Annotated in this window: 1 protein-coding gene and 1 pseudogene; both read left to right on the plus strand. The window is 60.9% G+C overall.

Translation table 11 applies throughout. The features are described from left to right. The first annotated feature begins 3 nt into the window (after positions 1-3). Positions 4-1,008 carry an ABC transporter permease gene (locus A4G99_RS09390; protein ID WP_066142576.1) on the plus strand — a complete coding sequence of 335 codons (1,005 nt, stop codon included), beginning with the start codon at positions 4-6 and terminating at the stop codon, positions 1,006-1,008. Further along, positions 995-1,434: pseudogene (locus A4G99_RS09395) on the plus strand (ABC transporter permease); the annotation flags it as partial. The gene A4G99_RS09390 and the pseudogene A4G99_RS09395, both read left to right, overlap by 14 nt.

The following is a 1,434-nucleotide window of genomic DNA, read 5'->3' on the forward strand; positions in this document are numbered from 1 at the left end:
AATATGGTCAACTATTATTTGAAACGGACGGGACGAGCGATCTTCACACTGTGGCTGGTCGTGACGCTCACGTTCGGCATGATCCGACTGCTGCCAGGTGGCCCGCTCACCCAACTGCGCGGCAAACTGATTCGCCAAGGGTACCCACCCCAACAGATCAACTCCATCATCGAAACGTATCAAAACCTGCAACCCGACGCCCCGCTGTACGTCCAGTACAGCGACTACATCACCGCCCTGCTGCACGGCAACATGGGCAAATCGTTCACCTACCCCCGCACCGTGGCCAGCATCGTCGGTGAAGCATTGCCGTGGACCATCTTCGTGATGGTCACCGCCACCGTCATCATCTTCGCCATCGCCATCGTCTGGGGCGCGCTCATGGCCTACCGCGAAGGGAGTCGCTTCGACATGGGATCGAGCGTCCTCTCGATCATCCTCTCCTCGATTCCCTTCTACGTCCTCGCCATCGCCCTCGTCATCGTCTTCGGCTACAAGTACAGCGTCTTCCCCGTCAGCTATCGCTTGAGCCCCGGCGTCGAACCCGGCTTATCCCTCCAGTTCGTCACCGACGCGCTCTATCACGCCTTCCTCCCCATCGTCTCGCTCGTCGTCTCCGGCGCGGGACTCCAAGCGCTCGCGATGCGCGGCAACAGCATCCAGGTGCTCGGCGAGGATTACGTTCGCGTCGCCCGCCTCCGCGGGCTTCCCGACCGCCGGATTTCGGTCTGGTACGTCGGCCGCAACGCCATCCTCCCCATGTACACCGGATTTTTGACCCTCATCGGTTTCAACCTCGGTGGCTCGGTCATCCTCGAACAGATTTTCACCTATCCCGGCGTCGGCTACTACCTGTTCCAGGGACTGCAAAACCGCGATTATCCGCTGATGATGGGCATCTTCCTCGTCATTACCGTCGCCCTCGTCCTCGCCGTGTTCATCGCCGACCTCACGTACGGCATCATCGACCCACGCGTCAAATCGGGTGATTCCAATGAAGCCTACTGATAACACCACCGACGATATCGGCCGCGTCGCTACGGACGGCGGGTCGCAGTCGCAAGTCGAGGAGTTCAGCTTCGAGACGACAGGGTCGGACACCGAGGTCACAACCCAGGAACGACTACAGGAGTTCTACGCCGAGTTCATCTACAAACCCGGATTAGTCGCGTGGGACGACCCGCGCACGCGAATCGGCGGACTCATCCTGTTCGTCTACATCCTCATCGGCACCGTCGGCACCTGGTTGTATCCGGAACCCACCTCGAATCAAGTGCCGCGAAACCTCGTGCCGTTCCAGAACTGGGACGCGCCACTCGGGTCGACGAAATCCGGCGTGGACGTGCTGGCGATGGCGATTCACGCCACCCCGCCGATGCTCATCATGATCGCCGCCGGGGGCATCTTCGCCACCGTCATCGCGCTCGCCATCGG

Origin of the sequence: Haladaptatus sp. R4 (assembly GCF_001625445.1) — an archaeon.
GTDB lineage: Archaea > Halobacteriota > Halobacteria > Halobacteriales > Haladaptataceae > Haladaptatus.

What these genes read in the sequence shown, in the direction of transcription:
- A4G99_RS09390 (WP_066142576.1), top strand. Translation starts at nt 4, where the DNA reads ATGGTCAACTATTATTTGAAACGGACGGGACGAGCGATCTTCACACTG.